We start from the raw sequence: 24,059 nt of genomic DNA on the forward strand, positions 1-24,059 counted from the left end.
TCCGAGGTTTGCTTGCCGCTACCCGGCGTGGCGGACGTCGGCGGCTTATCGCGGCGGGAGTAAGTCTTCCAGAAAAAAGGCCGACAGTTCGCTGCGTCCGGCGACCCCGGCCTTGCGATAAACCGCTTGCGCTTGGTCGCGTATGGTGCGTTCGCTGGTCCGCCGCAGCTCGGCGATATCGTTCAGACCGAGGCCTTTCAAAATCAACAAGCCGACTTCCGCTTCCGCCGGCGTCAAATGCCAAAGATCAAACTGCTTCTGAATTTGAGCAGCCAGCCCGGCGACCAGTTCGCGATTGGTTTCCCGCCATTGCCGGGCTTGTTGCTCGGCTAGTGCCAAATCCTGGGTCAGTCCGGAAATTTTAGACTGCGCGAGTTGGTAGCTTAGCCGGCCGAAGTAGACCAGTCCCGCCAGCGACAACATCAAAATGACCACTTCGGTCAGCAAGTGCGTCCAGGACACGCCATTGCGATAGTCGCCGAACAGATCGATAGCAATCAGCACGAACACCAGCAGGCTGACGGCTATGGCCCACAGGTTGAAACGTTTGTTATCGTCGATTAACGCCACGGATCGTCGCTTATCCGTCGGATGACGGATGTTAAAAGTCGCAGTTTAACCCACTATTCGTTCCAACTTAATTCGTATCGGACATCCGGTTGGAGACATGTCATGAGAAACGCTAAACAAGTAGTGAACGTATGGGACCCAGTGATTCGAATTGGACACTGGACTTTGGTGCTTGCCTTCTTTACCGCCTATCTGACCGAAGACGACCTTATGACCGTGCACGTTTGGGCCGGCTATAGCGTTGCCGGCTACCTGCTGCTTCGATTGGCGTGGGGGCTGATCGGCGGCAAGTACGCACGCTTCAGCCGTTTTGTTTACTCGCCGGCCAGGGTATTCGCGTATCTGAAAAACTTAGCCGCCGGAAAGCCGCAGCATTATATTGGCCACAATCCGGCCGGCGGCGCGATGGTGATCGCCTTGCTCTTGAGTTTGAGCGGAACCGCGTTGACCGGCATGAAGTTATACGCGGTAGAAGACAATAAAGGACCTTTCGCGGTATCGATAGGGCACGCGGAAACGTCATTCCGATTTATTGCCGCCGCCAAGGCGGACGAGGCTAAGGACGACGATGAGGATGGCAAATCAGCTGATGCCGGGGAACGGGAGGATCAACAAAGCGAAGAATTTTGGGAAGAGTTGCACGAGTTTTTTGCCAATTCGACATTGTTGCTGGTGTTATTGCATGTTTTAGGTGTCGTGGTTTCCAGCCGCGTCGACAAAGAAAACTTGGTGAAAGCCATGCTGACGGGTAAAAAAGACATCGATGACACTTATCAATAGAATCGCAAGCGCCGCTACGACATTATCGATGGCTAGGAGTCAAGTTGAAACATTCGGAATTCCATAATGCGGGGAGAATCGGCTGGTTGCGGGCCGCGGTGTTAGGCGCCAACGACGGCATTGTGTCGGTATCGAGCCTCATTATCGGTGTGGCGGCCTCCCATGCCGACCCGCAATCGATAGTGGTCAGTGGCGTTGCCGGACTGATGGCCGGCGCCATGTCGATGGCGGCCGGCGAATACGTATCGGTAAGCTCGCAAGTCGATACCGAACAAGCGGATTTAAAGCGGGAAGCGCGGGAGTTGGCGGAAAATCGCCATCACGAGCTAAACGAATTGACAACGATCTACGTGAATAGAGGGCTGCAACCCGAACTGGCTCGACAAGTGGCCGAACAATTGATGGCGCACGATGCTTTGGCGGCCCACGCGCGGGATGAGCTGGGTCTAACGGATATCGCCACCGCCCGGCCCTTGCAGGCGAGTATCGTCTCCGCTCTGACATTTTCGCTGGGCGCTTTGTTGCCGCTTTCGATGGCGATGATTTTCCCGCATTTGCCGTTAGCTCCAGTCAGCCGATGGCTGATGGCGGCCGGCGGATCGGATGCATTGCCCATGATTAGTGCGGTGGGGGCGATTTCCTTGCTGGCGCTGATGTCGTTGGGCGCACTGTCCGCGAGGGCCGGCGGAGCGTCGGTATGGTTGGCGGTCGGACGGGTTTCGTTTTGGGGGATGTTGTCGATGATCGTAACCGCCGGCGTCGGTTTGCTGTTCGGTGCGGCAACCGCTTGAGGGCGTAGCTCGCGCAGGCGGATGAATACGTCACCGCTTACAAGTGCTAAGCCGGCAAGCATTTCAATCGAAACCCTTCCTGTGCTGCCCCATCGCCCAAACACCGCAGGAACATCCCTTGGTTATGGAGGGTCCCTGATGCCAACTACTGGGAAACTTCTTCAATAAAAAGCAGATTGAGGATACATAAGCTTTGTGGTGCGAATCGCAAAAGTGTGCCGATGCTGCTGGTGAGCAGGGTCAGCGTTTCTGTATCGGGTTGGAATCCGCGCTTGCTTGGGCGCTTTGCAGAGCGACCGTTCGCCTGCTGCTTCGGGCCAGATAGTGACGAGGCTGCGGCGTTACCTTGCTAAGCCAGCGTATCCAGCGCTCTCAATGCCGAAGGGTCGCCGACGGCCGGTAGCGGCACCGCCCCGGTAAACGGCTCATCCTGAAAACCCGCGTCGTCGGCAAACACGACGCGTTGGCTAGCGGTAGGCCGGTCCGGCAAGCGGTACCATGGCATCAGACCGGCCGCTTGTTCGGAAACCGGGCCTCGAGCTTGGAAATCCATCTTGCCTTGTTCCGTGCAATATCTCATTTGAGTGAGTGCGTTGGCGATGTAATTCAAACGTTTCCAACCGCGTAATTTGGCGTGCCAGCGCGATTGATCTTGTTTGCGGTTCTCCAGAAAGGCCAGATAATTGCTTTGCGACAGTACCGACTCGACTTCGTAGGCAAAGGTCAACATCTGGCTGCGGGTCCATTCGGCCGGAATGCCGCTGTGGACCAGGGTGTAATTGAGTTTGCTGTCGTGGTGGATCAGGCCTCGTCGGCGCAGCCAATTCAGTAATTCGTCGCGGTCCGGGGCTTCCAGCACCGCGCGGTGGCTGTCTTGAGCGGGCGAGAAGCCGGCGGCTTGCATCAATAATTCCAGATCTTGGTTGCCCAGCACGCAGACCGCGCTTTTTCCCAGTCCCTTGACGTAACGCAGAACCTCCAGCGATTCCAGCCCGGCGCCGACCAGGTTGCCGGTCAGCCATAAGCGGTCGGTTGCGGGATCGAAGCCGACGTCGTCCAAGCATTTGCGCAAAGCACTGAAATGGCCGTCGATACTACCTATCGCATAAATCGTCATGGTCTAGTTCCGAGGGGAATCGTTAAGGGCACTCGATTTGGCTATCAAATTGGATGCCAGTTCGGCTGTCTGATGTTGGGTAGTCGATTATTTGACTCTAGCACTTGAATTTACTGAGGGGCGCGCTTGGTCTTCGGTTGAAAGCGGTATGCCGAATGGCGATTCCCTTCGGCGATTGCTTGATTATGCGGCTTGCTTTGTCGGGACTGCGACAAAAAGCCGGGCATGCGCTCGCGACAAGGAGCGGATAACGAGTGGGGTGCCGGCGGTGCCAACCCGCTTGGGTTCCATTGGACGGATTTAAGCCAACCATCCGTGGCGCTGGATGCCTGCTTCCCGGCCGGCATGACGGTCTTGAACATATCCGACAAAGTAGAATTCGAAACGGGGGATAAACACCTTGATGTCCAAGGTGCCGTTCGCTAAGCGGAGTCGAAGCGAAATGGCCGGCTTCGACTCCGCTCAGCCAGCGGCTACCTTGTCCGCCCAGCCACAGGCTTGCATTGCCCGCTCAGCCAGCGGCTGACATGGACGGTCGCTGTTTAACTTCCGGGCACTGGATACCCGCTTCCCGGCGGACATGGCGGCCTTAAACATATCCGACAAAGTAGAATTCGAAACGGGGGATAAACACCTTGATGTCCAAGGTGCCGTTCGCTGAGCGGAGTCGAAGCGAAATGGCTGGCTTCGACTTCGCTCAGCCAGCGGCTATATTGTCCGCTCAGCCAGCGGCGGGGATTGCCAGCTCAGCCAATGACTTACATGGACTGTCGCCGTTTAACGTCAGGCATTGGTAACCGCCTTCTGCCAAACGCCCTCCGAATAGCTACTCGAATTAGTTTTCGGCATCGTGGACCTTGTCGCAAAAACACGACGTTTTTTTGCGTTGCTGTCACGCTGTCACAAAGTTGTCATATTGCCTGCCTAAAATGCCTCCCAACTCGCCGAACAGCCGAAAGCGGCTCGGTAATGTGTTGATTTTATTAAATATCGGAGACATCGAAATGAAGTTTTCTAAACTGGGTTTGGCGGTGGCGGCGGTGTTGGGCGCCGGTACGGCCGGTCAAGCACTGGCATTGGACTTATACGTGGATACAAAAACCCAGCAGATTTTTGCCGAGCCGGGTCCAGGCCGGGCCAAGCTGGGTTCGTTCGAGCGAGTGGAAGACGGTGCAAACCAAAAAGCCGAGATGAGCGCACAGAAAGCCGAGATCGCGCACATTAAGGAAGAATTGGCATTGAAAAACAACGAATTGAAAGCGTTGGACGAACACGTCAAGGACGAGAAATACGGCGAGTTGCAAATCAACGAAAAAGGCATCAAGTTCGAAAGCAAGGACGGCAATTTCGAAATGATGATCAACGGCCGTATGCAAGTGGATTCCCAAACCAATGTCTCGGGCTTGAGCAACCACGGTATCGCCGACCCGACCGGGGCGAGTACCACTAATCAATTGGCCGACGGTGCCGGCATCCGTCGCGCGAGGATCGGTATCGAGGGTAGTTATTACAAGGATTTCGGCTACAAGTTCGAATACGACTTTGCGCGCGGCAACGGTACGGTGGCGAGTGGTCTAACCGACGCCTTCCTGACTTGGAACGGCTACGCGCCGTTTCAAGTGAAAGTTGGTCAGTTCAAAGAACCGTTCAGCATGGAAGAAGCCACCAGCAACCGCTATTTGACCTTCATCGAGCGTAATAACGTGGTTAATACGTTCTCGGATAACGACAATGCTTACAAAGTCGGCTTGGGTTTAGGTTACTCGGAACCGCGTTGGACCGCGAATATGGCATTGCAGACCGAATCGGTCGGCTCGGGCGGCGCGACGAGCAGCACCAGTTCCTTGAATGCGATGGGTAACACCAACCGCAATAACGGCTCCGGCGATACCGGTTGGGGCGTTACCGGCCGGGTGACCGGTCTGCCTTGGTTCGAAGACAAAACCAAGTTTTTGCATGTCGGTTTGTCGGGTTCCGAGCGCCAGATTGAAAATAATTTCCTGGCGAACGGTACGTTCAGCAACGGCGGCATCAGTTTCGGCAACCAGATCAACACCAATGTCGATAGAACCTATATTCTCAACACGGGTAACTTAACCGCTACCAACGGTTCCAGAATTGCCCAACGCATAGCTCGTTTCGGTGGTGAAACCGCGTTGGTCTACGGTCCGTTCTCGGCACAAGCCGAATACATTCAGGCCAACGTTTCCGGTAAAGGTTATCACGACGAGATGTTGAACGGTTGGTACGGTTACGCCAGCTACTTCCTGACCGGCGAATCGAGAGCGTACAAAACATCTACCGGCGCTTGGGATAGAATCAAGCCTAACCGCAACTTCAGCGCGCGCGGCGGCTGGGGCGCGTGGGAACTCGCGGCCGGTTACGATTATTTGAACTTGATCGACGGCAGCATCAACGGTGGCCGTGCGCAAACCGCCAAGTTCGGTATTAACTGGTATCCGAACTCGCATATTCGGATGATGGCTAACTTTGTCCATGCCTTAAACATCGACACTGCCGGCGTAATTAACGCCGCAAACGGCTCGGCGAACGCTCGTGCTCGCGCCTATAACAGTTCCAACTTCGACGTGGTTGAATTGCGCGCGCAAGTTGACTGGTAGTTGCCGTTTCGGGCAAGGATGCCTGCTAATCACCAAAAGCCGCCTCGATTCCTGAAAAGGACGAGGCGGTTTTTTTATGGTGCGTTGGGTGAGACCGAGTACCGTGGTAAATTTGCCGGCATTCATTGACTGCAAGGTAGTTGTTTATGTACCCCACGATGCGCCAGTTGCTGTTCCGTCCGGTCATTTTCGTCAGCTTCGTGCTGGGCATCCTGGTGGTTGGCGAATTGGCCGCCATCGGTCGGCTGACCTGGGTGAACGATCAACGCATTCATACCATAGAGCAGGACATTGGCCGCGGCCGGCATCTGGAAGAAACGATATTCGAATTGCTGCATTTGCAGCTCAGCTTGTCGGCCGAGGAAGGGGTCAGCGACGCCGAGAAGGCTCAAAAAGCCGCGATTCAGGCGCAATTGTTGGACAGTCTGCAAGATCACGACGCGGCGATTCCGGTCGATTTGCAGCAATTGCAGGACATATTCGCCAAGGCGGTGCAAGGCGATCGCACCAATCTGCTGACAGCCTTGCAAGTCATCAAGCAGGTGCTGGACAAGCAAGCCATGGAGGAAGAGAAACTGTTGATCAACATCGAGGACGATGGTCAATTGGAAATGCAGCTGGCGGTCATTTTGCCGTTTTTGTTGCTTTGGGTGGTTAGCTATTTCTTCCGAAACAACGTCTTGGAGCCGTTGGACGCTTTGAAAGCCTTGTTGTCCGGTCTGGCCGAAGGTGAAATGAAACCGATCACCCGGACCACCTCCGATCCGTTGATGCATTCGTTATTCGATCGCTACAACCATCTGGTGTCTCGCTTGGTCGAATTGGAGCAAGAGCATTTGGAACATACCGCGTCGCTGGAATATCGGGTGCGCCAAACCACGCACGCATTGCTCGAACGCAGTCAGCAATTGGCCAAGGCCGAGCGCTTGGCGGCGCTGGCCGAATTGGCGGCCAGCACTGCCCACGAGTTGCGCAATCCGTTGGCCAGCATCCAACTGGCGCTGGAAAATATGTTGGCGGAATGCCGCGACAGCGATTTGGCGGAACGCATGCAGTTGGTCTATCGCGAAGTGCAGCGCTTGACGCGCAATTTGAACGATTTACTGGCTTCGGCGCGCGGCAACGATGCGGCGGCACAGCGGATCGCGGTCGCGCCGGTCGTCGCCGAACTGCTGACCTTGCTGAAGTATCAGGCTCAGGAAAATATCGGATTCGATTGCGAAATCGACGCCGATGTTCACGTATTCCTGCCGGAAAGCGAGTTCCGGCAAGTGTTGCTCAATCTATTGTTGAATTCGATACAGGCGATAGGCCCCAACAGCGGCACGGTCAGAGTCACCGGCAGGGTCGAAAACGGGCGCTTGCTATTGACGGTGAGCGATAGCGGGCCGGGCTTTAGCGGCGATTTCCTGCGGCACGGCATTCGCCCTTTCGTCAGCCTTAAGGACGGCGGCAGCGGTTTGGGCTTGGCGATGGTGCAACGCTTCGTCAAGGATAGGCAAGGCCGGCTGGATCTGCGCAACAGCCCGGACGGTCACGCTTGCGTCACCCTGAATTTGCCGGTGACCGTTTAGATCGGCTTGGGCTTGGCGGCCGGCAACTGCTAGACTAGTCGGCCTTTTTTCATGGTTTTTCCGCCTATGTCTCAATCCAATTCGCTGACGGCTTACGGCTGGCTATCGATAGCGGCCGCGCTGAGCACGATAGCGCTGAAAAGTTACGCCTACTGGTTGACCGATTCGGTCGGTTTACTGTCCGATGCGTTGGAATCGCTGATTAACTTGGTCGCCGCGATCATCATGGTGATCGTGCTGAGCGTATCGGCCCGGCCGCCGGACGATAGCCACGCTTACGGCCACGAAAAGATCGAGTATTTTTCCAGCGGCGCCGAGGGCATCATGATTGTGTTGGCGGCTTGCAGTATCGCTTTTGCCGCCTGGGAAAGGCTTTGGCATCCGCAAGCTTTACAGCAGCTCGACTTAGGCATCGCGGTGTCGGTGTTCGCGTCGTTGATCAATCTGACGGTGGCGCGCATATTGATTGGTGTCGGGCGCTCACGTCAATCGATTACTCTGGAGGCCGACGGCAAGCATCTGATGACCGACGTCTGGACGACGGTCGGCATTTTAGGCGGCATTGCGCTGATCGCGGTCGCCAACCGCTACGACCGCGAACTGGCGCTGGCCCACCAACTGGGACTCGCAGGGTGGGACGTGCTCGACCCGCTGATTGCGTTTCTGGTGGCCGTGCAAATCGTTTGGGCCGGATTTCAGTTGATTACTCGGACGGTTGCCGGGCTGATGGACGCGGCGATGGCGCCGGACGAAGTCAGGGAAATTATTCAGGTGTTGGAGCATTACGCGGTCGAGCGCGGTATCGCTTACCACGCCTTGCGTACCCGCTACGCCGGCGCGCGGCGCTTCATGTCGGTGCACGTTTTGGTACCGGGTGGTTGGAGCGTCCAGCAAGGCCACGATTTGCTGGAGGAAATCGAAAGCCGTTTGATGGATTGCTTCGATAATATCGACATCGACACCCATTTGGAACCGATTGAAGATTTGGCCTCCTGGGAGCATTGACCGAACATGAACGACACGTTGCTGATTATCGAGGACGAAACCCTGCTCGGCTCGGAGCTGGCCCGATTTTTCCGAAAGAAGAACTGGGAAGTTTCGGTGACCGAATCGATACGCGAAGCCGAAGAGCATTTGTTGAAACAGGCCATCGATCCGCTCGTGGTTTTGTCGGATATGAATCTGCCCGACGGTAACGCTCTGGATTTGCTGGAGCGGATCAAGGATAAAAACGCTTGCAGCAGCGAATGGGTGTTTTTGACCGGTTACGGTAGCGTCGCGGATTCGGTACGCGCGGTGCGTTTGGGGGCTTACGATTTCGTCGAAAAGCCCTGCGAATTGGAGCGCTTGAATTTATTGGTCGAGGGCGCGGCCCGTAGCGCCAGGGCACAGCGCCGAGTATTGCAGCAGGCAACGGCCCAACAGCGCCGCTACAGCGTCGACGCGCTGATCGGCGGCAGTCCGGCGTCGGTGGCGCTGCGCGGCATGATGACGCAGATTGCCCAAGTGCCGTTTTCCAGTCTGATCGTCAGCGGCGAAACCGGTACCGGCAAGGGTTTGATCGCTCGTATCCTGCATTGCGCCGGCGCGCGGTCCCACGCGCCGTTGATCGAAATCAATTGCGCGGCCTTGCCCAGGGAATTACTGGAATCGGAGTTGTTCGGCTACGAGGCCGGCGCGTTTACCGGCGCCAAGAAGCGCCATCGCGGCCTGTTCGAGCAAGCCCATACCGGTACCTTGTTTCTGGACGAGATCGGCGAGATGGATCTGGATCTGCAAACCAAACTGTTGAAAGCCGTCGAGGACTTGCGGATTCGTCGCTTGGGCGGCGAGTCCGAAATCGACATTGACGTGCAGATCATCGCCGCAACCAATCTGGATTTGGCCGAAAAGGTCAGGGACGGGCAGTTTCGGCGGGATTTGTATCACCGGCTGAACGTGATGAGTCTGCGGGTGCCGCCGTTACGCGAGCGTAAACAGGACTTGGACGAATTGGTGCCGATATTCATCGCCGACAGTAATCGCAAGTCGGCCAAAAACGTCCGCAATATTTCCGAAACGGCCTGGCAGGCGCTCAAGCGTTACGACTGGCCGGGCAATATCCGCGAATTGCGCAACGTGTTGGAGCGTTGCGTGCTGTTGGCCAGCGATGAGAATTTTCCGGAACAATGGTTGCAGTTACCGGATCTCGGCGGTCAAACATCGGCGGGCGTGCGCGGCGACGGTATTTATTTGCCGCTGGATGGCAGCTTGAGTTTGCAGGACATCGAGAAATTCGTGATCCAGGAAGTGTTGAACCGGACCGACGAAAATGTCACCGCCGCGGCCCGCATGTTGGGCACGACGCGCGAAACCTTGCGCTATCGGGTCCAGAAATACAATCTGAAATGCAAATAATCCGTTCAGGATTCGGTCATCGTCAGCACCGCTTCCCGGCTGACGCCGTTGTGAATTTGAAAAGCGCGCAATTCCAATACGCCCTTGGTATTCAACGAAACGATCAATTGCAAGGCCGTCGGATATCCGCTTTGCTCGATGTCGGCCGGCGACGGGACGGCCGGAGCGCTGGGATGAGAATGATAGATAGCGAATAGTGTTTCGCCTTTATCGCGCATCTGCTTCATCGCGGCAATTTGTTGGCGGCTGTCGAGCAAAAAGCGGGTGCCGGGTGTTTCGGCATCGTTGGCGATCGGGTAGCAGCTAATGGGTTTGCCGTCCGCGTCGGCGCCGATTAGACCGCAAACTTCCGCCTCGGGCGACTGTTGCGCCAAGTACAGCAGTTGATTGGTGAGTTTGCGTGGGAGTTGGATTTCCGGTCTGTTCATAGGGGTTGCCATAGGCCTGAAGTAACGCGGGGATTGCCGGCGAGGTCGCGATGGGTAGCGACTGCCCGGTAACCGTGATTGTCGAAAATGGCTTGGACCGGCGCAGTTTGGTCGTAGCCGTGTTCCACCAACAAACGCCCGCCCGGCTTTAAATGCCGGCCGGCTTGTTCGGCGATCGACTCGATGTCGCTCAAACCCTGTTTTTGGCTGACCAGCGCCGAGCGCGGTTCGAAACGCACATCGCCTTGTTGCAAATGAGGATCTTCCGCGGCGATATAAGGTGGATTGCTCAGGATCAGGTCGAAGTCTCGCTCCGGCACTTGCGCAAACCAATCCGAAACAACGAAGCGGACATTGTCGACCGCGAGTCGTTCCGCGTTGCGTTCGGCGACGGCCAAGGCCGGGCTGGAATTGTCGCAGGCTAAAACCGTGCTCAACGGCCTTTCCGCCGCGAGCGTGATCGCCAGTATTCCCGAGCCGGTGCCGAGGTCGAGTATTTTGGCGGACCGGTCTCTTGCCAGCCCGGCGAGGCTGAGTTCCACCAACAGTTCGCTGTCCGGGCGCGGAATCAGCACGTCCGGGGTCACGATAAATTCCCTCGACCAGAATTCTCGCAGACCGAGTAGATAAGCGACCGGGTGGCCTTGGCTTCTCAGCGCGAGCATGCGCTGGAATTCTTCGGTTTGCGGCAAGTCCGGGTGACGTTCCGGCCAGGCCCGCAAATACGAGTGGGGTTGCCGCAAGCAATGACATAACAATACTTCGGTATCGAGCCGCGCGGACGGGGACGTGTTTGCCAGTTGCCGCTCGCCGGCCTCGAGTAGCGTTGCTATCGAGGTAGCGCCGGGGGCAATGACAGGTTTGGTACTATCAAGCATTGCCCAGTTGGGTTAGCAGTTCTGCTTGGTGTTCGTGGATCAACGGTTGGATAACTTGATCCAGGGCGCCTTCCATGATGTCTTCGAGTTTGTAGAGGGTCAGGTTGATGCGGTGGTCGGTGAGTCGGCCTTGCGGATAATTGTAAGTGCGAATGCGCTCGGAACGGTCGCCGCTGCCGACTTGCAGCTTGCGGCTTTCCGATTGCTCGGCGTGTTGCTTTTCCTGCTCGGCGGCCAGCAATCGCGCTTGCAGTACCGACATCGCGCGGGCGCGGTTTTTGTGTTGCGAACGTTCGTCCTGGCATTCCACCACCACGCCGGTGGGAATATGAGTGATCCGGATCGCCGAATCGGTGCGGTTGACGTGCTGACCGCCGGCGCCCGAAGCGCGGTAGGTATCGATGCGCAAATCGGCCGGATTGATCTCGATTTCGTCGACGCTATCGACTTCCGGCATGATCGCCACGGTGCAAGCCGATGTGTGTACCCGGCCTTGCGATTCGGTTTCCGGCACGCGTTGCACCCGATGGGTGCCGGACTCGAATTTCAATTGCGAATACACGTTCTGGCCGGCCACTCGCAGGATGACCTCTTTATAGCCGCCGTGCTCGCCGCGATTTTCGTTGATGATTTCCACGCTCCAACCTTGGCGCTCGGCATAGCGTTGGTACATGCGCGCCAGATCGCCGGAAAAGATCGCGGCTTCGTCGCCGCCGGTGCCGGCGCGAACCTCGAGAAATATATTGCGGTTGTCGTTGGGGTCCTTGGGTAGCAACAGGATTTGCAGTTCTTGTTCGAGTTGTTCCCTCAGTTGTTCGGTCGAGGCGATTTCCTCCTTGGCCATCTCCCGTAAATCCGGGTCGCTGTCCTTGGCCATTTCCCTGGCCGATTCGAAATTAGCTTCGTTTTCCCGATAAGCGTTGTAGCAGGCAACGATGGGTTCGAGTTGGGCGTATTCTTGGCTTAGGCTGCGGAATTGGTTTTGGTTGCTTTGCACTTCCGGTTGAGTGAGCAGTGCGGTGATCTCCTCGAAGCGCTCGCCGAGGTTTTCCAGTTTGGTTTGTATCGAGGGTTTCATCAAGGGTTAACGTAATTTGAAAATTTCGCGCGAGGCGGCGATAAGATCGTGGCGCTCGTTGGCGCCGGCTTCGCGCAATTGCGCGCAGGGCGTGTGGATTAGTTTATTGGTCAGCGTGTGGGCCAGGCGCTGTAACACTTCTTCGGCGGATGCGCCGTTGCCGAGCTGCTGAACGGCTTTTTGTAACGCTTCGTCGCGCGCCAATTCAGCTTGCCGGCGGTAGTCGCGAATGGTTTCTTGGGCGCCTTGCGAACGTAACCAGGCCAGGAAGTGTTCGACCTGGGTGTCGATGATTTCCTCGGCCTGCTCTGCGGCCCGGCGGCGCGAGTCCATGTTTTGGTTGACGGTATTTTGCAGGTCGTCGACGGTGTACAAATAGACGTCGCGCAATTGCGACACTTCGGCTTCAATGTCGCGGGGTACCGCGAGATCGACCATGAACATCGGCTTATGCTTGCGCTTTTTGATGGCGCTCTCGACCCGGCCCTTACCTAGAATCGGCAATTGGCTGGCGGTGGAGGAGACGACGATATCGGCTTCGGCCAGATGGTCGGGTAGTTCCGATAGCGCGATCGCATAGCCGTTGAATTGCATTGCCAGGGCGTGGGCCTTGTCGTAGGTGCGATTGGCGATGATGACACGGCCGATGCCGTGCTGATACAAATGCCTAGCGGTCAATTCTATCGTTTCGCCGGCGCCGATCAGCAGTGCGGTTTGTTCGCTGAGTTTATCGAAGATTTGCTGCGCCAGTTGCACGGCGGCAAACGCGACCGATACCGGACTGGAGCCGATCGCGGTATCGGTGCGAACCTTCTTGGCGGCGGAAAATGTGTGATGAAACAACTTGCTCAGATTCCTGCCCAGCGTGCCGGCCTGATAAGCCGCGTGGTACGCGGTTTTCATTTGGCCGAGAATTTGCGGCTCGCCGAGTATCATCGAGTCTAGGCCACAGGCTACGCGAAACATGTGGCGTATGGTTTCGCTGTCTTTATAGCTGTACAAATAGGGCGTAAACTCCGCCGGCCGAATTTGCTTGGTGTCGGCGATCCACTCGATTAAAGGTGCTTGGCTATCGTTGTCGGTTTGACAGTAAAACTCGGTACGGTTGCAAGTCGACAGAATGGCTGCCTCGTTGATTTCCCGCAGACTCCGCAGATTCCGTAACGTGAAATCCAGGACGTCCGTCGGGAACGACAGGCGTTCCCGGACGGCTACCGGCGCGGTGTTGTAGTTAATGCCTACGGCGAGAAATGTCATCGGCTGCGAACAATAGCACACTGAAAGTATCTTATTTTAAGGACTGCGCGGTTTTTGTCCAAATGCAAACAAAGCCGGCCCCGTTTCGGCGCGGTTTTCTGGTAATCTATGGCGCCATATTTCTTGAAAAAACGGGTCGAATGATTGCATGAATAAATGGATAGGCATCGCAATACTTTCCGCTTTGTCGGGGTGCGCGTTAGCGCCGGAACAGCCGGCGGAAAACGAGGCCGCGGCGGTCAAGCCCGAGGGCTTGGATTTTAGAGTCAACCGCAATACCGTGATCGACGAGGAAGTCTTGTATTTGCTGATGGCGGCGGAAATGGCCGGTCAGCGCAATCAATACGATTTGGCCATGGATGCCTATCTGCAAGCGGCCAAGCGCGTTAACGATCCGCGAATCGCCGAGCGAGCGGTAAAAATCGGTTTGTTCCTAAAGGACGAACGGCGCACGCGCGAGGCTTTGTCGATCTGGCTGGAGAAAGACGGAAAAAATCTCGGTGCCCGAAAATTCGCGGTGATGCTGGCGTTAAAAAATGGCGACCGCAGTGCGGCTGTCGATCACCTGAATGCGATGCTGAACGATGATCCGGCCGGTTTCGAGGCCGGAATGTTGGAAATGGCCAAGATTTTGGAAAAAGAAGGCCGGGTACAGTTCGCATACGACGTTTTGGACGAATTGGCCAGGCAGCGACCCGATCAAGCCGGCTTGTTGTTCGTTCAGGCAGTGTTCGCTTCATTATTGCCGAATAACGAATTGGCCCAGCAAAAAATCGATAGAGCCCTGGAGTTGCAACCCGACTGGAATAAAGCAGTCATTTTTCAAGCGCAATTAGCCGGTCGTGCCGGCGACATGGCCAAAGCCCGGCAGTTTTTGGAAAAGGCGGTCAAACAGGCGCCGGACGACAAGCAGTTGCGGAAAATGTTGCTGGAGGTGTTGATTAACACCGGCGGGTTCGATGAAGCGATTAAATTATGCCAAAGCGTTTTGGAGGATAAGCCTGACGATCTTGAGACGCTGTTTATGCTGGCGGTTATTTACTTGCAACAGAATCAATCGGACAAAGCTGAAAATTATTTAGAAAAACTCGTGAGTAACCCGGATTGGGAAAGTCAGGCCAGTTTTTATCTGGGAAAGATAGAACAAGAGCGTCAGCGGCCCGACAAGGCGATTGCCTGGTTCGACAAAGTGGGTGAGGGTAATTACGCATTTGACGCCGACATGGCGGCTTTGTCGCTATTGATGGCGCAGAAACGATTCGATGAAGTCGAGAGCCGAATCGGGCGGATGGAGACCAAGTATCCAGACCGGCGCTTGCGGGTGTTGCTGGCCAAAGCCGAGCTCTTCAATCAACAAAGCAATTACTCCGAAGCGTTTGGTGTGTTGTCGGAGGCGCTCAAGGAAGTGCCTGACAATCGCGAGGTCTTGTATGCCAGAGCGCTGGTTGCCGAGCGCTTGGACAAGCTGGATGTTCTGGAAGCTGATTTGTTAAAGATCTTGGAAAAGAAACCGGATGATATCGCGGCGTTGAATGCCTTGGGTTATACATTAACAGACAGGACAAATCGCTATAGCGAGGCTGAGAAATATTTGGAGAAGGCCCTGGTCTTGCAGCCGGATGAGGCGGTTGTGATCGATAGTTATGGATGGTTGCAGTTCAAATTGGGCAAGCCGGAACAGGCCTTGGTTTATTTGCGTAAGGCTTACGAAAAGCAGGCGGAAAACGAAATAGCCGCTCATATCGCCGAGGTGTTGTGGTCGTTGGGTGAGCAAAAAGAGGCCACGGAGTTTTTTGAAGGCGTTTACAAGAAATTTCCCGACGACGAATATTTACTTGAGTTTAAGAAGCGGTTTCTCCAGGTTACGCCGTAGTGAATCAGCGTGTTTGGTGGTTAGTCGTTCTCGGTTTGCTGGCCGGCTGCACTACGCTGTCGGAGGGGCCGGTTCTCGAATACCGGCTGGCTGACGCAGGTGCGGCGCAAACTTTAGATCGTTGGTATTTCGAGGGGCGTTTGTCCTTTGTCGACGAGCGGGAGTCGGTTTCGGCTAGTGTGAATTGGCGTCACTCCAACCAAGTCGATGAAATCGAATTGGTTGGGCCATTGGCGCAAGGGCGCGTTAGGATTTCCGTGAGCGGCGACGTTGTTGCGATCGATGACGGTGAGGCGCGTCGCGAACTTCGGGGGGATGTTGACTCGATGGTAGAGGAAGGGCTGGGTATTTCCCTGCCGATCAGTGCGTTGCGGTTCTGGGTGTTGGGCGCGAGTCAGCCGGAATCTACGGTTACCGTCCAGCCAAGCGGTTTTTTTCAGTTGGGGTGGTTAGTGATTTTTCAAGAGATGCTTCAGGTGGAGCGAGTCGCTTTGCCGAGGAAAATGAGTGTGCAGCGGGACAAAACCCGAATAAAGTTATTTGTGGATCGGTGGGATTTGTCGTGACGAGAATTCAAGAAAATCGTTGGGGTGAGCGTTGGCCGGCGCCGGCCAAACTCAACCTGATGTTGAGAATTACCGGTCGGCGACCTGACGGTTATCACTTGCTGCAAACCGTATTTCAATTAATCGATTTGTGCGATTGGTTAACATTTCATCCGCTTGACGAAGACGTGGTTGAATTGGTTACCGAGATTCCAGGCGTGGCGGCGCAAGACGATCTCACCGTCAGGGCTGCCTTGTTGCTAAAGCAACATACCGGATGCAAGTTCGGTGTGAGAATTCAGGTGGACAAGCTGTTGCCGATGGGTGGCGGTTTGGGTGGAGGCAGTTCGGACGCAGCGACGACATTGGTGGTGCTGAATGCCTTGTGGGGGCTGAATTTGTCGACCGAAACTTTAATGTGTTTGGGGTTGCGTTTAGGTGCCGACGTGCCGGTATTTGTTGCCGGGCATTCCGCATGGGGAGAAGGGGTGGGTGATGTCTTAACGCCAATGACATTGCCTGAATCCTGGTTTGTGGTCATTAAGCCGGACTGTCACGTGAACACGAAGGAAATTTTTTTAGCTGACAGGTTGACACGGGATAGTAAATCAATCAGAATGAGCGACTTTATTGCAGGGGATAGCGTAAACGACTGTCTCGCTGTGGTTAGGGAGTTGTATCTGCCCGTGGCGAATGCATTGGACGCCTTATCGGGTTATGCGGAATCTCAGTTGACTGGTACGGGCGCGTGCGTGTTCGCGCGGTTTGAAAGCAGGCTTTCGGCTGAGAAAGTTTATTCTGCTTTGAAGGGTGATTGGTCGGTTTATTTGGCCAAGGGGGTAAATAAATCCCCGCTTCATAAGATGTTCGGACACGGATCTGTTTAATCTAATTTTTGGGCTGTCGCCAAGCGGTAAGGCACGAGGTTTTGATCCTCGCATACCAAGGTTCGAATCCTTGCAGCCCAGCCATAATCCTCGTATGTAGCCTCTTGGGAGTATGCTTCAATGCACGAAGCTTCGGTAATGGTATTCTCCGGTAATGCCAATAAGGCGTTGTCCGAAGGTATTGTAAAGAAGCTTAATATGCGGTTAGGCATGGCCAGTGTTGGCCGGTTCAGCGATGGTGAGATTTTTGTAGAAATTGAAGAAAACGTAAGGGGGCGGGATGTCTTTGTAATCCAGCCTACTTGCGCGCCAGCCAACGAAAACCTGATGGAGTTGTTGGTGATGATCGATGCCTTGCGCAGGGCATCGGCGGCAAGAATTACGGCGGTAATGCCTTATTACGGTTATGCGAGACAAGACCGTCGCAGTCGCTCGGCTAGGGTGCCTATCACGGCTCGGCTGGTTGCCGACATGATAGGTAATGCCGGAGCAGATCGAGCATTGACGGTGGATTTGCATGCCGATCAGATAATGGGTTTTTTTGCAATTCCCGTTGATAACGTCTATGCGTCTCCCATTCTTCTGGGTGATATTTGGCGGCAAGAGTACGAAAATTTGATTGTTGTCTCTCCAGATGTTGGGGGGGTTGTTCGGGCGAGGGCTATAGCCAAACGGTTAGGTGATGCGGATTTGGCCATCATCGATAAGCGTAGGCCTAGGCCGAATGTGTCCGAAATCATGCATATTATCGGCGATGTCGAAGGGCGCACTTGCGTGATGGTCGATGATTTGGTCGATACGGCCGGTACTCTTTGTCATGCTGCGGATGCTTTGAAAAAGCACGGAGCGAATAAGGTGGTGGCCTATTGCACCCACCCGGTTTTATCCGGGGCGGCTGTAGACAATGTCAGAAATTCGGTCTTGGACGAGTTGGTTGTAACAGACACGATTCCGTTAAGTAACGAGTTGGTGGCTGTTGATAAGATTCGGCAGCTCAGTGTGGCGGAGATGCTGGCTGAAACAATCAGGCGGATCGCCGTAGGCGAGTCGGTTAGTTCGCTTTATGTGGATTAGGGTTTTATTAGTTTTTGGGCGAGTGCCTTTTGGGGTGCTGCTTTTGGAGAAATAAATGGCTAACGTATTTGAATTTGTAGCGGAATCTCGCTCAAGTGCTGGAAGTAGTGCTTCGAAAGGGGTTCGTCGCATCGGTAAGGTTCCGGCGATTATTTATGGTGCTGGTGCTTCCCCGCAAATGCTGGTGCTGGATCACAATGAAGTTGTTAAGCATTTGGAGCATGAGGCTGTTTACTCTCATGTGTTGGATGTGAAAATCGACGGTAAAACTGAAAAAGCCGTTTTGAAGCAGATTCAAAGACATCCTGCCAAGCCGCAAATTCTTCACATGGATTTTATGCGTATCGATGAAACGCATAAGTTGAAAGTTCATGTGCCGTTGCACTTTGTCAACGAGGCGGTTTCCGTTGGTGTTAAAAAAGGCGGCGTTGTTACTCATGCGATGGTCGATGTTGAGGTGCTTTGTTTGCCTGCGGCGTTGCCTGAGTTTATCGAGGTCGATTTGGCTAAGGTCGAAATTGGCGAGGCCGTACACTTGTCCGATCTCAAATTGCCTAACGGTGTTGAGGTCGCTGCCCTCCAGCACGGTGCCGAGCATGATCATCCTGTTGCACAAATCGTCAAATCTCGTTCTGGTGAAGAATCGGAATAACAGTGTTTTTTGATGATTAAGGTGCTGGTTGGTTTGGGTAATCCAGGTCGGCAGTATGAAAAAACCCGGCATAATGTCGGGTTTTTGTTTCTCGATCATCTTTTGCTTGGTTCTGGTGGGCGCTGGCGAAATGTAAGTGGGTTTGAGGCGGAGATTGGGGAGCTGGTTATCGGCAATAAGATGCTGGTGTTGGTAAAGCCTCAAACGTTTATGAACAGAAGCGGGTCTTCGGTTGCTAAGGTTTTAAAGTACTACAAATTTGCGAGAGAAGCGATGCTGGTTGCTCACGACGACCTTGAGTTACCGATGGGTGTGGTTAAAACCAAGCAGGGTGGTGGGCATTCGGGGCATAACGGGCTTCGCGACATTATCGCGCATTTGGGTTCAAACGAGTTTGCTAGGTTGAGGTTCGGCATCGGGCGTCCAGACATAGGAGAGCGTGTCGCTGATTATGTGCTGAGCTCTCCTTCTAAGGAAGTGTTATCAAGGCAGTCTATGTTGTTTGATGCTGTCTCGGCCAAAATAGAAGGGATGCTTAATGGTGAAGAGCTTGTCTACGGGCTTTAAAAAGATATTGACTGAAAGGTTTAAAACGAGGATAATTGACTGATTAAGTAAAGGAGGGGTTCCCGAGCGGCCAAAGGGATCAGACTGTAAATCTGCCGGTTCTACCTTCGGAGGTTCGAATCCTCCCCCCTCCACCACTTCATTTGAAATTAGAAGGCTACGCGGGTGTAGTTCAATGGTAGAACTCCAGCCTTCCAAGCTGATTGCGTGGGTTCGATTCCCATCACCCGCTCCATTTTCTGGAAGTTTATTTTGCTCATATAGCTCAGTAGGTAGAGCACTTCCTTGGTAAGGAAGAGGTCACCGGTTCAAATCCGGTTATGAGCTCCAGTTTGGTTGATTGTTTTGTGTAGGGTGTTTTTACAATGGCAAAAGAAAAATTTGAAAGAAAGAAACCGCACGTAAACGTGGGCACGATTGGTCACGTCGACCATGGAAAAACCACGTTGACCGCCGCGTTGACGAAAGTAATGGCGGAGCTGCAAGGCGGTGAAGCAAAAGCTTTCGATCAAATTGACAATGCGCCAGAAGAGCGTGCGCGCGGTATTACTATTTCGACCTCGCACGTTGAATACGAGTCTGCGTCACGCCACTACGCACACGTAGACTGCCCGGGTCACGCCGACTACGTCAAAAACATGATTACCGGCGCCGCTCAAATGGATGGCGCGATTTTAGTTTGCTCGGCCGCCGACGGTCCGATGCCGCAAACCCGCGAGCATATCCTGCTGTCTCGTCAGGTCGGCGTTCCGTACATCGTGGTGTTCCTGAATAAAGCCGACATGGTCGACGACGCGGAACTGATCGAGCTGGTTGAAATGGAAATTCGCGAACTGTTGAATCAATACGAATTCCCCGGCGACGACACCCCTATCATTATCGGCTCCGCGCTGAAAGCGTTGGAAGGCGATCAAAGCGAAATCGGCGTGCAATCCGTCGTCAAGCTGGTTGAAGCACTGGACAGCTATATCCCTGAACCAGAGCGCGCGATCGACGGCAAATTCTTGATGCCGATCGAAGACGTCTTCTCGATTTCAGGCCGCGGCACCGTCGTTACCGGTCGTGTAGAGCGTGGGATTATTAAAGTGGGTGAAGAGGTCGAGATCGTCGGCATTCGCGACACGCAGAAAACCACCTGTACCGGTGTAGAAATGTTCCGCAAACTGCTCGATCAAGGCCAAGCGGGCGACAACGTAGGTGTCTTGTTGCGTGGCACCAAACGCGACGACGTCGAACGCGGTCAAGTTCTGGCTCACGTGAACAGCATCAAGCCACACTCGCACTTTAAAGCCGAAATTTACGTGCTGTCCAAGGAAGAGGGTGGTCGTCATACGCCATTTTTCAACGGCTATCGGCCGCAATTTTACTTCCGTACCACCGATGTCACAGGCGCGGTTGAATTGCCGGAAGGCGTCGAAATGGTGATGCCTGGCGACAACATCTCCGTCACCGTCAAATTGATCTCACCGATCGCGATGGAAGACGGTCTGCGCTTTGCAATTCGCGAAGGCGGTCGCACCGTGGGTGCCGGCGTCGTGGCTTCAATTATCGAATAAATTGCCTTTAGGCGACTGCACAATGAGTTCTCTGGAATAGGTCAGTAGTTCAATTGGTAGAGCAGCGGTCTCCAAAACCGCAAGTTGGGGGTTCGAGTCCCTCCTGGCCTGCCACCCAGGGTTTCTTTCTTACTTACATCTTTAGTCAAGCAATGAACGCACAGGCAGAAGAAGCTACCTCGGTAGGCGATATAGTAAAGCTGGCTTTTTCGCTGGTTGTTATGGTAGCGGGCATCGTTGCGTTTTATTATTTTTCGGATTTCCAGCTTCTCTACCGCGTTCTCGGATTAGTTGCATTGATTTCTGGGGCGGTTGCGGTTTCATTTACGACCGCGAAGGGTAGAGAGTTTTGGGGTTTTATGCTTGAGGCCAAGCAGGAATTTAAGCGTATCGTGTGGCCAACTCGCGACGAAGCGGTCAGGACCACTTTGATGGTGTTCCTGATGGTATTTATTGTCGGTCTGATATTGTGGTTGCTTGATATGTTCCTGTTTTGGGGTGTTCAGCTTTTGATGAATCTGGGGATTAAGTAAATGGCGCTACGTTGGTATGTGGTTCACGCCTATTCGAATTTCGAAAATAAAGTCAAACAGGCCCTGGAAGAAAGAATCAAGCGCGAAGGCTTGAGCGAATACTTCGGCAAGATTCTGGTCCCAACCGAAGAGGTCGTTGAAATGCGAATGGGGCAGCAGCGCAAAAGCGAGCGTAAGTTTTTTCCCGGATATGTTCTAGTACAGATGGAGTTGAACGACGAAACATGGCATTTGGTTAGAAACGTTCCTCGTGTATTAGGTTTTATTGGAGGTGCCTCCGATAAACCTTCGCCGATTTCTGACAAAGAGGCGATGGCGATACTGAGTAGGGTTGAAGAAGGTGTGAACAAACCTCGCCCGAAAGTGTTGTTTGAAGTTGGTGAGGTGGTTCGCATCGTTGATGGGCCGTTCAAGGACTTCAATGGAAGTATCGAAGAAGTCAATTATGAAAAAAGCCGTTTGCGCGTTTCGGTCCTGATTTTCGGAAGGTCTACTCCAGTTGAGTTAGAGTTTGGACAGGTTGAAAAAGTCTAATTCTTGTATTGAGATTTTGTGAAAATCCCTGTCATCGAGGTGGCAGGGATTTTTGTTTGTTGGGGAGCTGGAAAGCGTTAATACCCGTTTAGGAGCGAAAAATGGCAAAAAAAATTGATTCGTACATCAAGCTGCAGGTGAAAGCAGGCGAGGCAAATCCAAGTCCACCGGTGGGCCCCGCGCTTGGTCAGCGCGGTGTTAACATCATGGAGTTTTGTAAGGCTTTTAATGCCCGCACTCAAGAGGTTGAAAAAGGCTTGCCTCTTCCCGTTGTAATTACGGTTTACAGCGACAAGAGCTTCACCTTTATTACTAAAACACCGCCTGCATCAATTTTGCTTAAAAAAGCGGTTGGCATTAAAAGCGGCAGCAGTAAGCCGAATTCCAATAAAGTTGGTACCGTTACGCGCGAACAACTCGAAGAAATCGCGAAAACTAAAATGGAAGATTTGAATGCGGCCGATATGGAAGGGGCGATTAAAACAATCGCAGGTAGCGCTCGTAGCATGGGTTTGAATGTGGAGGGCGTGTAATGGCTAAAATCACTAAACGTGCAAAAGCAATCAAGGAAAAAGTTTCTAGAAATAAACAGTACAGTATTTCAGAAGCAATTGGTTTGTTAAAAGAATTCGCCAATAGCAAATTCGACGAATCAGTCGATATTAGCGTTAATCTTGGTGTCGACCCTAGAAAATCCGATCAGAACGTTCGTGGTGCTTCCGTGTTGCCGCACGGGACAGGTAAAACCGTGAGAGTGGCGGTTTTTACCCAAGGCCCCAATGCCGATGCCGCTAAAGAAGCTGGCGCCGATATCGTTGGTATGGACGATTTAGCCGAACAAGTTAAGCGCGGCGAAATGAATTTCGATGTGGTTATTGCGTCTCCCGACGCGATGCGGGTCGTCGGTCAGCTTGGTCAAATCCTGGGTCCAAGAGGCTTAATGCCAAATCCGAAGGTCGGCACGGTGACGCCTGATGTTGCTACTGCCGTGAAAAACGCAAAATCGGGTCAAGTTAGGTACCGGACGGATAAGGCTGGCATTATTCATTGTTCTATCGGTAAGGTTTCATTCGATGAAGTGGCAATTAAACAAAATCTGGAGTTTTTGATTGCCGACCTTAAAAAAGCAAAGCCGACCGCCGCGAAAGGGGTTTATCTGAAAAAGATTTCCTTGTCTTCGACAATGGGGCCAGGCTTGTCTATCGACCAAAGCAGCGTCGATATCTAATCACATTCACGACTTTGGGTTGCCGGTAAACGGCAACCGTCAAAGACCGTAGGGGCGAAAGCTTAATCATCCTACGCAGACGGAAGCTGGAACCATCGATGGTGAAAGGGACCGTAAGGAGCATCGCAAAGATGCGTTTTATTGTTTCTGATATCACATCGGAAAATAATTGGAGAAAAATGTGGCACTCAATTTAGATGGCAAAAAAGTTGTCGTAGAGGAAGTTGCTGAATTCGCCGCCAAAGCCCACTCCGCAGTTGCTGCGGAATATCGTGGATTGACCGTTACCCAATTGACGAAATTGCGTAAAACCGCGAGAGAAACGGGCGTTTACTTGCGAGTAGTCAAGAACACATTGGCTAAACGTGCTGTTGCGGGAACTGAATTTGAATGTATGCAGGAGGGTCTGGTCGGACCGCTGATCCTCGCATTTTCAATGGAAGATCCAGGCGCCGCCGCGCGATTGGTAAGCGATTTCGCGAAAGAAAACAATAAACTGGTTGCGAAGGTTGTTGCGATCGGTGGTCAAGCATTTGATGGTTCCGAACTGGAGCGCTTGGCCAGACTGCCGACTCGTGATCAGGGCATCAGTATGCTGATGTCGGTCATGAAAGCCCCCGTCGAGAAACTCGCCAGAACCTTGGCGGCTCTCAGAGACGAGAGAGAAGCGGCATAACTATCGCCTTAACCAGTTAATTAGTATTAAATTTAGAGGAATTAAGAATGGCAATCTCAAAAGAAGATATTTTGGAAGCAGTCGCGAACATGACTGTCATGGAAATCGTTGATTTGATTTCTGCAATGGAAGAAAAATTTGGCGTATCCGCGGCTGCTGCAGTCGCGGTAGCTGCTCCGGCTGCTGCGGCGGCGGTTGTCGAAGAACAAACCGAATTTGATGTAATTTTGACCGGCTTCGGTGAAAACAAAGTCGCGGTCATTAAAGCTGTACGCGGATTGACCGGTTTGGGCTTGAAAGAAGCAAAAGACGCTGTCGAAGGTGCACCTACGACTGTCAAAGAAGCTGTGAACAAAGCAGAAGCAGAAGCCGCCAAGAAAGAACTGGAAGACGCAGGCGCAACTGTCGAAATTAAATAATTATTTCGACAGCACCTTGGGCAG

The 24,059-nt window shown here is 53.6% G+C and carries 25 protein-coding genes and 5 tRNA genes; 24 read left to right on the plus strand and 6 right to left on the minus strand.

Annotated features, from left to right (window positions below):
• Nucleotides 1-45: 45 nt before the first annotated feature.
• Nucleotides 46-570 carry a helix-turn-helix transcriptional regulator gene (locus tag ACQE3E_RS03335; RefSeq protein WP_427501221.1) on the minus strand — a complete coding sequence of 175 codons (525 nt, stop codon included), beginning with the start codon at nt 568-570 and terminating at the stop codon, nt 46-48.
• A 102-nt stretch (nt 571-672) separates the two neighbouring features.
• On the opposite strand from ACQE3E_RS03335, the gene ACQE3E_RS03340 reads away from it, so the two are divergent.
• Nucleotides 673-1,350 carry a cytochrome b/b6 domain-containing protein gene (locus ACQE3E_RS03340; protein ID WP_427501222.1) on the plus strand — a complete coding sequence of 226 codons (678 nt, stop codon included), beginning with the start codon at nt 673-675 and terminating at the stop codon, nt 1,348-1,350.
• A gap of 44 nt (nt 1,351-1,394) precedes the next feature.
• Nucleotides 1,395-2,141, plus strand: coding sequence for a VIT1/CCC1 transporter family protein (locus tag ACQE3E_RS03345; RefSeq protein WP_427501223.1), 747 nt, complete (start codon nt 1,395-1,397; stop codon nt 2,139-2,141).
• Nucleotides 2,142-2,490: 349 nt separating this feature from the next.
• Here ACQE3E_RS03345 and ACQE3E_RS03350 read toward each other — a convergent pair whose 3' ends face one another.
• Complete coding sequence (locus ACQE3E_RS03350) at nt 2,491-3,258, minus strand: symmetrical bis(5'-nucleosyl)-tetraphosphatase (RefSeq protein ID WP_427501224.1); 768 nt, start codon at nt 3,256-3,258, stop codon at nt 2,491-2,493.
• A 1,004-nt stretch (nt 3,259-4,262) separates the two neighbouring features.
• Between ACQE3E_RS03350 and ACQE3E_RS03355 the strand changes: the two genes are divergently transcribed.
• The 4 genes from ACQE3E_RS03355 (at nt 4,263) to ACQE3E_RS03370 (ending at nt 9,850) form a co-directional block, all read left to right on the plus strand.
• Nucleotides 4,263-5,879, plus strand: a complete 1,617-nt coding sequence (locus tag ACQE3E_RS03355; protein ID WP_313729069.1) for an OprO/OprP family phosphate-selective porin — start codon at nt 4,263-4,265, stop codon at nt 5,877-5,879.
• Between the two features lie 146 nt (nt 5,880-6,025).
• Complete coding sequence (locus tag ACQE3E_RS03360; RefSeq protein WP_313729068.1) at nt 6,026-7,453, plus strand: ATP-binding protein; 1,428 nt, start codon at nt 6,026-6,028, stop codon at nt 7,451-7,453.
• Nucleotides 7,454-7,519: 66 nt separating this feature from the next.
• A complete protein-coding gene (locus tag ACQE3E_RS03365; protein ID WP_064025726.1) occupies nt 7,520-8,458 on the plus strand; it encodes a cation diffusion facilitator family transporter in 939 nt (312 codons plus the stop codon).
• A 6-nt stretch (nt 8,459-8,464) separates the two neighbouring features.
• Entirely contained in the window at nt 8,465-9,850 is a 1,386-nt protein-coding gene (locus ACQE3E_RS03370) for a sigma-54-dependent transcriptional regulator (protein WP_064025728.1), read from the plus strand.
• 5 nt (nt 9,851-9,855) lie between these two features.
• On the opposite strand, the gene ACQE3E_RS03375 is transcribed toward ACQE3E_RS03370, so the two are convergent.
• Genes ACQE3E_RS03375 through hemA form a run of 4 tightly spaced genes read right to left on the minus strand, consistent with a single transcriptional unit; the run spans nt 9,856 to nt 13,491 of the window.
• Nucleotides 9,856-10,278, minus strand: a complete 423-nt coding sequence (locus ACQE3E_RS03375) for a M67 family metallopeptidase (RefSeq protein ID WP_427501225.1) — start codon at nt 10,276-10,278, stop codon at nt 9,856-9,858.
• Complete coding sequence (prmC, locus tag ACQE3E_RS03380; RefSeq protein ID WP_427501226.1) at nt 10,275-11,156, minus strand: peptide chain release factor N(5)-glutamine methyltransferase; 882 nt, start codon at nt 11,154-11,156, stop codon at nt 10,275-10,277. Before prmC ends, ACQE3E_RS03375 begins: the two co-directional genes overlap by 4 nt.
• Nucleotides 11,149-12,234, minus strand: a complete 1,086-nt coding sequence (gene prfA, locus ACQE3E_RS03385) for a peptide chain release factor 1 (protein WP_064025734.1) — start codon at nt 12,232-12,234, stop codon at nt 11,149-11,151. Before prfA ends, prmC begins: the two co-directional genes overlap by 8 nt.
• 6 nt (nt 12,235-12,240) lie before the next feature.
• A complete protein-coding gene (gene hemA, locus ACQE3E_RS03390) occupies nt 12,241-13,491 on the minus strand; it encodes a glutamyl-tRNA reductase (protein WP_313729064.1) in 1,251 nt (416 codons plus the stop codon).
• A 148-nt stretch (nt 13,492-13,639) separates the two neighbouring features.
• Here hemA and ACQE3E_RS03395 point away from each other — a divergent pair, with 148 nt between their 5' ends.
• From ACQE3E_RS03395 to rplL, 18 genes are all read left to right on the plus strand, one after another.
• Nucleotides 13,640-15,364: a tetratricopeptide repeat protein gene (locus ACQE3E_RS03395; protein WP_427501227.1), complete on the plus strand. Its 1,725-nt coding sequence runs from the start codon at nt 13,640-13,642 to the stop codon at nt 15,362-15,364.
• Complete coding sequence (gene lolB / locus ACQE3E_RS03400; protein ID WP_064025740.1) at nt 15,364-15,930, plus strand: lipoprotein insertase outer membrane protein LolB; 567 nt, start codon at nt 15,364-15,366, stop codon at nt 15,928-15,930. The genes ACQE3E_RS03395 and lolB overlap by 1 nt, the downstream gene beginning before the upstream one ends.
• Entirely contained in the window at nt 15,927-16,796 is an 870-nt protein-coding gene (gene ispE / locus ACQE3E_RS03405; protein ID WP_313729062.1) for a 4-(cytidine 5'-diphospho)-2-C-methyl-D-erythritol kinase, read from the plus strand. The genes lolB and ispE overlap by 4 nt, the downstream gene beginning before the upstream one ends.
• A gap of 9 nt (nt 16,797-16,805) precedes the next feature.
• Nucleotides 16,806-16,880: transfer RNA gene (locus ACQE3E_RS03410), tRNA-Gln, on the plus strand.
• Nucleotides 16,881-16,916: 36 nt separating this feature from the next.
• The gene (locus tag ACQE3E_RS03415) at nt 16,917-17,870 is read left to right on the plus strand and encodes a ribose-phosphate diphosphokinase (RefSeq protein WP_064025744.1); all 954 of its coding nucleotides are present in this window, start codon (nt 16,917-16,919) and stop codon (nt 17,868-17,870) included.
• 55 nt (nt 17,871-17,925) lie between these two features.
• The gene (locus ACQE3E_RS03420) at nt 17,926-18,522 is read left to right on the plus strand and encodes a 50S ribosomal protein L25/general stress protein Ctc (protein ID WP_082885371.1); all 597 of its coding nucleotides are present in this window, start codon (nt 17,926-17,928) and stop codon (nt 18,520-18,522) included.
• 12 nt (nt 18,523-18,534) lie between these two features.
• Complete coding sequence (gene pth / locus ACQE3E_RS03425; RefSeq protein WP_313729061.1) at nt 18,535-19,089, plus strand: aminoacyl-tRNA hydrolase; 555 nt, start codon at nt 18,535-18,537, stop codon at nt 19,087-19,089.
• Between the two features lie 52 nt (nt 19,090-19,141).
• A tRNA-Tyr gene (locus tag ACQE3E_RS03430) sits at nt 19,142-19,226 on the plus strand.
• A gap of 24 nt (nt 19,227-19,250) precedes the next feature.
• Nucleotides 19,251-19,324, plus strand: a tRNA-Gly gene (locus ACQE3E_RS03435).
• A 19-nt stretch (nt 19,325-19,343) separates the two neighbouring features.
• A tRNA-Thr gene (locus ACQE3E_RS03440) sits at nt 19,344-19,419 on the plus strand.
• A gap of 35 nt (nt 19,420-19,454) precedes the next feature.
• Nucleotides 19,455-20,645, plus strand: coding sequence for an elongation factor Tu (gene tuf, locus ACQE3E_RS03445; RefSeq protein ID WP_281022268.1), 1,191 nt, complete (start codon nt 19,455-19,457; stop codon nt 20,643-20,645).
• Between the two features lie 38 nt (nt 20,646-20,683).
• Nucleotides 20,684-20,759: transfer RNA gene (locus ACQE3E_RS03450), tRNA-Trp, on the plus strand.
• A gap of 38 nt (nt 20,760-20,797) precedes the next feature.
• Complete coding sequence (gene secE, locus ACQE3E_RS03455; RefSeq protein ID WP_281022269.1) at nt 20,798-21,178, plus strand: preprotein translocase subunit SecE; 381 nt, start codon at nt 20,798-20,800, stop codon at nt 21,176-21,178.
• The gene (gene nusG, locus ACQE3E_RS03460) at nt 21,179-21,712 is read left to right on the plus strand and encodes a transcription termination/antitermination protein NusG (protein ID WP_064023908.1); all 534 of its coding nucleotides are present in this window, start codon (nt 21,179-21,181) and stop codon (nt 21,710-21,712) included.
• Between the two features lie 101 nt (nt 21,713-21,813).
• Nucleotides 21,814-22,245, plus strand: coding sequence for a 50S ribosomal protein L11 (rplK, locus tag ACQE3E_RS03465; protein ID WP_064023907.1), 432 nt, complete (start codon nt 21,814-21,816; stop codon nt 22,243-22,245).
• The gene (gene rplA / locus ACQE3E_RS03470; protein ID WP_064023906.1) at nt 22,245-22,940 is read left to right on the plus strand and encodes a 50S ribosomal protein L1; all 696 of its coding nucleotides are present in this window, start codon (nt 22,245-22,247) and stop codon (nt 22,938-22,940) included. Before rplK ends, rplA begins: the two co-directional genes overlap by 1 nt.
• A 181-nt stretch (nt 22,941-23,121) precedes the next feature.
• Nucleotides 23,122-23,616: a 50S ribosomal protein L10 gene (rplJ, locus tag ACQE3E_RS03475; protein WP_427501635.1), complete on the plus strand. Its 495-nt coding sequence runs from the start codon at nt 23,122-23,124 to the stop codon at nt 23,614-23,616.
• 47 nt (nt 23,617-23,663) lie between these two features.
• Complete coding sequence (rplL, locus tag ACQE3E_RS03480) at nt 23,664-24,035, plus strand: 50S ribosomal protein L7/L12 (protein WP_064023905.1); 372 nt, start codon at nt 23,664-23,666, stop codon at nt 24,033-24,035.
• Nucleotides 24,036-24,059 lie beyond the last annotated feature (24 nt).

Origin of the sequence: Methylomonas sp. MED-D, from assembly GCF_050276835.1 — a bacterium.
Taxonomy (GTDB): domain Bacteria; phylum Pseudomonadota; class Gammaproteobacteria; order Methylococcales; family Methylomonadaceae; genus Methylomonas; species Methylomonas koyamae_A.

Excerpts from the sequence above, each read along its gene's own strand:
- ACQE3E_RS03340 (WP_427501222.1), top strand. The coding sequence starts at position 673 with ATGAGAAACGCTAAACAAGTAGTGAACGTATGGGACCCAGTGATTCGA.
- ACQE3E_RS03350 (WP_427501224.1), bottom strand. The coding sequence starts at position 3,258 with ATGACGATTTATGCGATAGGTAGTATCGACGGCCATTTCAGTGCTTTG.
- ACQE3E_RS03355 (WP_313729069.1), top strand. The coding sequence starts at position 4,263 with ATGAAGTTTTCTAAACTGGGTTTGGCGGTGGCGGCGGTGTTGGGCGCC.
- ACQE3E_RS03360 (WP_313729068.1), top strand. The coding sequence starts at position 6,026 with ATGTACCCCACGATGCGCCAGTTGCTGTTCCGTCCGGTCATTTTCGTC.
- ACQE3E_RS03365 (WP_064025726.1), top strand. The coding sequence starts at position 7,520 with ATGTCTCAATCCAATTCGCTGACGGCTTACGGCTGGCTATCGATAGCG.
- ACQE3E_RS03370 (WP_064025728.1), top strand. The coding sequence starts at position 8,465 with ATGAACGACACGTTGCTGATTATCGAGGACGAAACCCTGCTCGGCTCG.
- ACQE3E_RS03375 (WP_427501225.1), bottom strand. The coding sequence starts at position 10,278 with ATGAACAGACCGGAAATCCAACTCCCACGCAAACTCACCAATCAACTG.
- prmC (WP_427501226.1), bottom strand. The coding sequence starts at position 11,156 with ATGCTTGATAGTACCAAACCTGTCATTGCCCCCGGCGCTACCTCGATA.
- prfA (WP_064025734.1), bottom strand. The coding sequence starts at position 12,234 with ATGAAACCCTCGATACAAACCAAACTGGAAAACCTCGGCGAGCGCTTC.
- hemA (WP_313729064.1), bottom strand. The coding sequence starts at position 13,491 with ATGACATTTCTCGCCGTAGGCATTAACTACAACACCGCGCCGGTAGCC.
- ACQE3E_RS03395 (WP_427501227.1), top strand. The coding sequence starts at position 13,640 with ATGAATAAATGGATAGGCATCGCAATACTTTCCGCTTTGTCGGGGTGC.
- ACQE3E_RS03415 (WP_064025744.1), top strand. The coding sequence starts at position 16,917 with ATGCACGAAGCTTCGGTAATGGTATTCTCCGGTAATGCCAATAAGGCG.
- ACQE3E_RS03420 (WP_082885371.1), top strand. The coding sequence starts at position 17,926 with ATGGCTAACGTATTTGAATTTGTAGCGGAATCTCGCTCAAGTGCTGGA.
- pth (WP_313729061.1), top strand. The coding sequence starts at position 18,535 with ATGATTAAGGTGCTGGTTGGTTTGGGTAATCCAGGTCGGCAGTATGAA.
- tuf (WP_281022268.1), top strand. The coding sequence starts at position 19,455 with ATGGCAAAAGAAAAATTTGAAAGAAAGAAACCGCACGTAAACGTGGGC.
- secE (WP_281022269.1), top strand. The coding sequence starts at position 20,798 with ATGAACGCACAGGCAGAAGAAGCTACCTCGGTAGGCGATATAGTAAAG.
- nusG (WP_064023908.1), top strand. The coding sequence starts at position 21,179 with ATGGCGCTACGTTGGTATGTGGTTCACGCCTATTCGAATTTCGAAAAT.
- rplK (WP_064023907.1), top strand. The coding sequence starts at position 21,814 with ATGGCAAAAAAAATTGATTCGTACATCAAGCTGCAGGTGAAAGCAGGC.
- rplA (WP_064023906.1), top strand. The coding sequence starts at position 22,245 with ATGGCTAAAATCACTAAACGTGCAAAAGCAATCAAGGAAAAAGTTTCT.
- rplL (WP_064023905.1), top strand. The coding sequence starts at position 23,664 with ATGGCAATCTCAAAAGAAGATATTTTGGAAGCAGTCGCGAACATGACT.